This window comes from Telluria sp. RB2R28 (genome assembly GCF_059685835.1).
In genome coordinates, this window is record NZ_JCASIK010000015.1 from 1 (window position 1) to 7,858 (window position 7,858).

General features: G+C 63.3%; 5 protein-coding genes. All 5 read right to left on the reverse strand.

Going from position 1 to position 7,858, the window contains the following annotated elements; all coding sequences use genetic code 11:
• Positions 1 to 306: 306 nt before the first annotated feature.
• Entirely contained in the window at positions 307 to 1,506 is a 1,200-nt protein-coding gene (locus AC56LV_RS24390; RefSeq protein ID WP_499561533.1) for a Wadjet anti-phage system protein JetD domain-containing protein, read from the reverse strand.
• Positions 1,506 to 4,889: an ATP-binding protein gene (locus AC56LV_RS24395; RefSeq protein ID WP_499561535.1), complete on the reverse strand. Its 3,384-nt coding sequence runs from the start codon at positions 4,887 to 4,889 to the stop codon at positions 1,506 to 1,508. Before AC56LV_RS24395 ends, AC56LV_RS24390 begins: the two co-directional genes overlap by 1 nt.
• On the reverse strand, positions 4,886 to 5,479 hold the full coding sequence (locus AC56LV_RS24400) for a DUF4194 domain-containing protein (RefSeq protein WP_499561537.1): 594 nt from the start codon (positions 5,477 to 5,479) through the stop codon (positions 4,886 to 4,888). The genes AC56LV_RS24395 and AC56LV_RS24400 overlap by 4 nt, the downstream gene beginning before the upstream one ends.
• Positions 5,480 to 5,486: 7 nt before the next feature.
• Positions 5,487 to 6,944 (reverse strand): DUF3375 domain-containing protein, encoded by a 1,458-nt coding sequence (locus AC56LV_RS24405; RefSeq protein WP_499561541.1) that lies wholly within the window; start codon positions 6,942 to 6,944, stop codon positions 5,487 to 5,489.
• A 75-nt stretch (positions 6,945 to 7,019) separates the two neighbouring features.
• Positions 7,020 to 7,667, reverse strand: coding sequence for a DJ-1/PfpI family protein (locus AC56LV_RS24410; protein WP_499561539.1), 648 nt, complete (start codon positions 7,665 to 7,667; stop codon positions 7,020 to 7,022).
• Positions 7,668 to 7,858: the final 191 nt, after the last annotated feature.

Sequence of the window (7,858 nt, forward strand, 5' to 3'; positions counted from 1 at the left end):
CAACGTATTTCTTTTTTGTGAACATTTGATAATTTAAGTAATCAAGAACCGAAGTTCTTGGCACCTTCATCAAACGCCCACACTTATCGACTGTTAATTTTTAAAGAACTTTATTCGGTGCTGCTTCTGCCGTTTGCTACGAAGCGTTGTGTTCGTCAGCAGCAGAGAAGAGAGAGTATGCGGTGTTTTGCGATGTTCGTCAACTTCTTTTTTTCTTCCCTTTTCGCTGCTGCATCCATTTGAATGCTTCTGCGTCAAGGGAGCGAGACTATAACAAACGCAGGACCAGCCCGCAAGGCAATCATGTCATCCATGTTGAATTGCGGTGGTAACCCATCCATAAGCAATTCGCTCCTGCTCCAGGCGAAGCCGCTCACCCAGAACGTTATCGCGCAGCGCGTCATACAGCGCATGCTCGTCATCCGTGAGCCGGGTCAGCTCGCCTGTGAAACGCTTGTCGGCATCTTCGCTGCCCCACAGGTGGCGATGCGCCTGAAAGGTCGCCGTATCCATCAACAGGGAACGCACCATTGGCAAGACCGCACGCAGGCGGTCAAGAATTGCGAACCCATGGGTGTCAATATCGCCCCAATACGCGATGTCGCGGTCACGCAACCAATCGATCTGCGCCAGACGATCAATGCCGTATCCACCACCGAAGATCACCATGCTTGATGCCACCTGCGGAAACGCAAGTGCATTGATTTCGTTCTCGGTGACGAACACCCGCTCGACGCACGTGTGCAGCTGCGCAAACTGCGTTACGGGCACTGTCAGATCCGACAAGCCGCCGATGTAATGCGCCTCGTCGAGCATGCGAAAACGGATCAGGGGTGGTTTGCCCAGCAAACCGTAGCGCCCCTCGAACTGGCGCGGCCCGGTCGCATCGAGAATCACCGCCGGCGGCAAGATTTGATCCAGCAGCTCGGCGAATAGCCCCTTGCGCGCCTCGATGAACTTGGTGTCGACGCCGTGGATATCGAGCTGGCGCAGATAAATCGACGGTCGGGGATGCGCGACGAACCAGTGCAGGACCGCGAGGATGCGCTCCCACCCGCTGGCATGTTCGAGCAGCTTGCGCGGATGACTGCGCACCCACGCGTGCAGCTGAGGAAAGGAGGACAGCGTGGCGGCCGCTAACGTATCAAACTGGCGCGCGTCACGGCCACGGCCAATCATGCGAAGCGCCTCGGCCTCGGTGTCAATCACTGCCGCAAACGGGATGCTGTTGCGCCCAAGCTGGCGATGATTGATGTCGCGCCACGTCAGGTCATAGCCGTGCCCCTGCTCCGCGCGGCTGCCTGCCTTGAGCATGGCGACCCAGCTGCGCACCTGCTCGAACTGCTCGCCCATGACGGCAACACCGGGCTGGCGCAGGCGAAGCTCGTACGGGAACAACGGGGCGTTATCAAGGCGCGCAGCGAGCAAGGCGCCGCTGTCCCATAGCCGCTGCACGCCGGCGACGATATCGGCAGGCGTCGACCAGGCGGTGCGCGGTCCGCTCATCACGCGCGCGTCCCACGTTCGGCGCGGTACTCCTCGATGCTCAGGTACCGCAGCATCGACTGACGCCCTTCTTCGCTATGCACGAACCCCAGCCCGGCGACATAAGGCTCGATGATGTGGATCTTCTGCAGCGGCGTGACGATCAGCAGTTGCAGGTTCATGCGGCGAAACAGTTCCAGTCCATAGCGCGCCGATTCATCCGAGCCACGGCCGAACGCTTCGTCGATGACCACGAAGCGGAACGACCGTGAGCGCACCGCCCCCCACTCCAGGCCGAACTGGTACGCCAGGCTCGCCGCCAGTACGGTATAGGCCAGCTTCTCTTTCTGGCCGCCGGACTTGCCGCCCGCATCCGTGTAGTGCTCGTGCTCGCGATCGTCTTCGCGCCAGCGCTCGGACGCCGAGAACACGAACCAGTTGCGCACATCGGTTACCTTGCGGGTCCAGCGCCGATCCATCTCGGCGCTGCCTTCGCGCCCGCGAAAACGTTCGATGATGCGCCGCACCTGCAAGAACTTCGCCTCGGTATATTCCTCGTCGGCCGACCCGGTGAGCGAGCCCTCGGTGCAACTGCGCAGGTCCTGCTGGAAGTCGCGCAGGTCGGCGTCCAGGCTTGGCGCCGCTTCCAGGGCGATATACCGGTTCGGGTTGTAGTCGATCGCATGCAGGGACGCGTTAATGGTGTCGACCCGCTCGCGGATCGTTTCGCGCTCGCGCTTGAGCTGCGACTGGAAGCCGGCAATCTCGCGGATCGTGTTCTCATTGAGCAGACCCTTGAATTTATCGGCAAAGCGCGGCAGGTCGTCCGCTTCGAGCACGTGCAGCATGCGCTGGAATTCGGCGGCGGCATCGATGCTGACATCGACTTCGCGCGCGTCCAGTGGCCAGGTGCGCACGTAGTCCTGCATGGCCGAGATGATCGTGTCGCGCAGGCGCTCGATCTTCCGGGTCTCGGCATCGAGCCTGGCTTGTATGAAGTCGCGCATGTCACGCTCACGGTTGTCGCACGACTCCACCGTGAGGGTATGTTCGCCCAGCGCCTGCTCACGCAGCGCAGCCAATGCCACGAAGCGTGCGCGGATCGTTTCGTCGGCCGCCGCCGCCAGCACATCGCACTGCGCCAGCTGCTCGCGGGCGGTGCGCAGCTTTTCGACCAGGGTCGCCAGCAGGGCCGCCGCCGCCGCATGGTCCGCGTCGAGCGCAACCTGGGCGTCGCCCAGTGCGCGCAACTGCTCCTGCAAGGTGCGCAGCAGGTCGGACGCCGCGGCCAGTTCTTCCTGCTCGCGTTCCAGCCGGTCGATCGACGCTACCAGCGACTTCCAGTCCAGCTCCGCGAAATGCACGTACACCGCCAGTTGCTGCCACAGGCCATACACCTTGTTGTCGTCTTCCACCTCGCGCTTGAGGGTGACGATCTGCGCGGCGTGTGCCGATATGCGCGTGGCCAGGTCACGCTCCTGCCGGGCCAGGGCGGCGATCTTTGCATCGTTCGACCAGCCCAGCACGTAGCTGGTGCGATCGTCGATCGTGCGCCGGTCATCCTTTTCGTGACGTTCGCCGCCGGCCTTGAGCTGGCCATTGCGGGTGATCGCGCGCTGTTCGCGCCGGAACTGGTCCATGTTCTCGCAGCAGGCGTAGTCGAAGCGGCGCGCCAGTTCATACGCGATCCAGCTGTAGAACGGCGAGGCCGGTTCGATGGCGAGCCTGTGCACGAGCGACTGCGGGTGCAGCGTCGGTGGCTGAATCGCTGCTTGCGGCCGCACCCGGTAATACACGAGCCGCGCGCCAAGATGCGTGCGCTCGGCCCATGCGGCCACCTGGGCGTAGTACGCCTCGGGCACCAGCAGTGACAGGCCGAAAGCGTGCAACAGGCGCTCGGCAGCGCCTTCCCACGCACGCTCGTCGTCACGCACCTGAATCAATTCGCCGATGAACGGCAGCGTATCCGGCGCGATCGACAGTGCTTCGCACAATGCTGCGCGTACGGCCAGCATCTGGCGGGGGATGTTCGAGCGGCGCTGGCGCAGCGACTCGAGCTCCCCCGTCAGTTCGCCGTGCAGCAGCCGCAGCTCGCGCACCGTCACACCCGCCTCGGTCAGCCGGTTGCTGCGCTCGTCGCGCTGCCTGACGCACTCGGACTGGCCCGCGGCGATGGCGCGGCCATTGGCGTCGAAGGTATCCGCATCGACCGCCGCCGGCAGGCCAAGTGCCCCTGCGATCAGGTCATATTTTTGCGCGCGTTCGCTGCGTTCTTTCTTGCTCTCTTCGATGCGCGCGATCTCGGCGCGGATCTGCTCGATGCGGTTGCCACCATTGGCCGAGATGGCGGCCGTGAGTTCGTCGCGCGTGCGAGCCTGCGTGCGCCGGTCGTGCGCAAGCTGCGCGAGCCTGGCGCCCGCGCGCTCTTCGTCGAGGCCCCAGTTGGCAATCCGCTTGTCGAGCAGCTCGCCCTTGAGGTGGGCGAACCAGGGCCGCAGTGCGTCACGGCAGCCACGCAACTCGTCAACCTGCTGCACCAGCGCGGCGTGCCGGTTGCAATCGGCCGTCAGCGGTTGCAGCCGTTCGATCTGGGCGCGGGCCTTCAGCACTGCTTCATGCGCCCGATTGAGGTTATCAAAGTGCGTGATCAGCGCATCGATGCGCGGCTGTACCGGGAACGGTTCGAGCATGTGCTCGCGCACGAATTCAGTCAGGTTGCCCACCGATTTCATCGAGACCGTCTGGTGGAACAGATCCATCGCCTGCTCCGACCCGATACCGAAGCGGCGCCGGAAATCGGCGCCGTACGCGGGGAAGCTGTCGTGCAGCGTCACACCAGCCATGGCGCGCAGGCGCTTGCGCAGCTGCGTGACGTCGCTGCCGAAGCCCGAGAAATGCTCGGCGATGGCCAGCGCGCTTTCAGCCACCACATAGAAACGTTCGGGCTGGCCGCGCGGATCCTTGAACCAGAATACCTGCGCGAGCGTGACCGTCTGCTCATAACCCTCGTTGCAGAATTCGCCGAGCAGTACCGAATAGCTGCGGTGATCGCGCAGCGCGACGGCGCGCGCGCTCATGCCGGTATCGCCGCGCTCGGACTTGAAGTGTCCGAGCACATAGGTACGCAGCGTGCGCTCGCGCGCGTCGGCGCCGGCCGCCTTGTTGTACGAGACCTTGTTGGCCGGGACCAGCAGCGTCGTCAACGCATCGACGATGGTCGACTTGCCGGAGCCGATATCCCCCGTCAGCAGCATATTGTCGCCATCGGGCTGCAATCGCCACACACGGGCATCGAATGTGCCCCAGTTGTAGACCTCGAACCGGCGCAGCCGGAACCCTGCGCGCAGAACGCTCTCCGGTACGTCCGGCTGCACTTCGTGCGCTGCTTCGTGCGGCGCGTTCATTCGCCCTCCCGCGCATCGAGCGACCCGGCGTGCGTCGCATAGCTGTCCAGACGCTGCGCGAAGTCGTCGAGCCACTGCGCATCGACGAACGCCTTGAGCACACGCCGCACTTCGAACTGGCCGTCCTGCGCGCGCAGCCGGCGCAAAAAGCCCAGTTCGACGACCTTGTTCAGGTGCGTGTCCATGCGGTCGAGCAGGCGCGCTTCGTTGGCGGTATCGGGCAGGAACAGGCGCATCTGATCGGCGATGTCGTCACGCCCGATCACGAGCCGTGTGTCGCCACTGGTGGCATCGAATTCGGCCAGCTTCTTGCGCAGCAAAACGAGGATCAGGCTGACCGGGAAACTGAGCGGGCGGCGCTGCACCAGGCGCGGCATGTCCGGCGCGTCCGGCATGGGCGCGCGCTGGCGCAGATAGGCATAGCCCTCGGCTTCGTCGAGGATCAGTTCCAGTCCGATCACGCTGCAATAGTCGCGCACGCGCGCCTGCAGGTCGAGCAGACTTTGCCAAAGGGTCTCGGCGCTCTCGCGATACAGCACGCCCTGGAACAGGCTGACCAGCACAGGGCCGAGTCGGTTGTCGTCGTTCATTGATGCTTTATTCTTCGTGGTTCGTATCGCGCAGCGTGAAGATCACCATCGGCAGTATGGCCTGTCGCTGGCGACCGTCGCTTCCGGTCCAGGTGATGGACTCGGTGCGCTCATCATCGATCATGGCCGCAACATCCTGCGTTGCCAGTTTCAGATACGTGGCCAGTTCGGCCAATCCCTGCTCGATCGGATGCGCGGCGATCACCGCAGCGAGCGATACCTGACTGCGCGTCTGCAACGCGCGCCGCAGATTGCCCGTCAGGCGCGCCTGGTCGACATAGACCTGCTCGAACAAGGCATCGGTGACGATTGTGGCGTCGGCTTGTTCGAGCACTGCTGCGCGCAGATCGGCCTTGAACGGTGGTGTGTAGAGCAGCCGCTCCATTGGCAGGCCGGTGTCCGGGCCGGCCGCATCGACGCTGGCGAAATCCGCATCGGGCACCTGCCCGCGCATCGCCAACGCCTTTTGTTCGACCTGACGAATCAGCTCCATGATACGGCGATTCTCGAGCCAGGCCTGGTCATCGAGGTAGCGGCGTAGTTGTTCGGACAAACGCGCCACGGTGCGCTGTGTGACTTCGCCGGCTTCCAGCCAGTCGTAGTGGATCCGGCGCAGGCGCAGATCCGGTCCAAGTTCGCGGATCGGCGCCAGGGCCATCACCTGCTCGAGCAGTTTGCTCAATTCGTCCTGGCGCGCCGGCGACATCAAGAGATCCCAGAACGCGCGGAAGCTGCGGCCTTCGTCGGAATCGGCGATCTGGTCGCGCCAGGCGAAGATCTGCTGGAGCAGTTCGCCCTTGCCGCCGTCCCAGGTGGCGATCTGTTCGCGCACGCTGCGGTCGAGCGTGCGGAAGTTCTGGTCGAGCGCGCGAAAATCGGCGAGCAGCTCACGCGCGGTCGATGCCATTTGCAGGAAACGCTCGCGCACCTGGGTCGGGTCCATCAGGGGCAAGTGGCCTTCCCTGATCCGGGCGATCTGCGCATCGATGTCGGCCCGCCGTGACTGCAGCTCGGCGATGCGCGCGCGTGGATTGAGTTCGGTGCCATCGGTGATCTGCTTGAGGAGATCAAAGACCGTCATCAGGCGTGATTCGGTGCCGATAAACGCGCGCTGGCCCAGACCCTGCAGCCACTCGAGCGCCTGCTCGCTCGATGACGTCAGGTCGTAGTGGGGGTCGTCTTCGCCGGGCAGGTAGTATTTACGCAGCCAGCCACGCTCGTCGGACGCCCAATCATCAAGATAAGCAGCAGCGCTTTTGGGGAACAGGGTCTCGCCGCTGACCTGGTGCAGCTGATACAGGTGGTCGTCCAGTTGTGACACCAGCTGCTGGCGCGCGATGGTGCGCACGTTCGGCACGACAAACACGTGGTGCAGGAAGCTGGCGATCATGGGCGCATGGTCTGCGGCGAGAAGCCGCCAGGCCGGGTGCGAGCGGCGTTGCGCGTGTAACTGCTGATAGTCCATCGTTGTCTGAGTGGTCACGGATACCGTGACTGTACTGCGGGTTGTGCCGTGAAGCCAGCGGGAAGGATGCTTCGCCTATCCAGGCACGGGCCCCTCGGCCTCGGGCGACATCGACGCGACCAGCTCGTGATACCAGCATGCCTGCCGGGTCTTGTGCAGACGGTACCAGGCGGTTGCCGTCGCCGGCCGCCACACCTTCAGCATCTTCAGCACTTCATACGAGAATTCCAGCGACGCCAGGCCGCTCGCCGTAATCAGGTTGTCGCCGCGAACTGCTGGCTTATGGCGGTAGTGGGACTGCCCGGTGTATGCAGGGCAGGCGGCTTGCAACGATCCGAGATCATTGGAGGTGTGGCGACGCCGGTCTAGGGCGCCGGTGCTGGCTAGACCGACCGTCGCGCCGCAGATGGCGGCAACATTGTGCCCCTGGTCGAGGGCGCCGTGCGCCAATTCCAGCAGTGGCTTTACAAATGGTGTTGTCCAGACATCGCCGCCAGGTAGCAGGAGCAGATCGTCCTCTTGCAGTTGAACGGTATCGACCGTCACGTCAGGCACATACCGGATGCCGCCCATACTGTGCACCGCGTCCAGGGTCACCCCGAGTTTGACGAGACTGCACGCCATCCCGGGATCGCGGAAGAAACGCCGACTGTGCAGCTCGGCCGTGAGGTAGCCAATTTCCCAATCCGCCATCGTGTCGATTACCGCGAGATAGACGTTCATCGTGATGTCCTTGCTGGGTCGGTGTGGTTTGACAATGATATCGGTGTCTCTTGACGTTCGATATGGTATCGATCGCCCAAAGCGAAAAGCCCCACTCAGATCACTGAGTGGGGCTTTTCTATATAACTAGCCTGACGATAACCTACTTTCACACTGGTTGCAGCACTATCATCGGCGCAAAGTCGTTTCAC

Excerpts from the sequence above, each read along its gene's own strand:
- AC56LV_RS24405 (WP_499561541.1), bottom strand. The coding sequence starts at position 6,944 with ATGGACTATCAGCAGTTACACGCGCAACGCCGCTCGCACCCGGCCTGG.
- AC56LV_RS24395 (WP_499561535.1), bottom strand. The coding sequence starts at position 4,889 with ATGAACGCGCCGCACGAAGCAGCGCACGAAGTGCAGCCGGACGTACCG.
- AC56LV_RS24390 (WP_499561533.1), bottom strand. The coding sequence starts at position 1,506 with ATGAGCGGACCGCGCACCGCCTGGTCGACGCCTGCCGATATCGTCGCC.
- AC56LV_RS24400 (WP_499561537.1), bottom strand. The coding sequence starts at position 5,479 with ATGAACGACGACAACCGACTCGGCCCTGTGCTGGTCAGCCTGTTCCAG.
- AC56LV_RS24410 (WP_499561539.1), bottom strand. The coding sequence starts at position 7,667 with ATGAACGTCTATCTCGCGGTAATCGACACGATGGCGGATTGGGAAATT.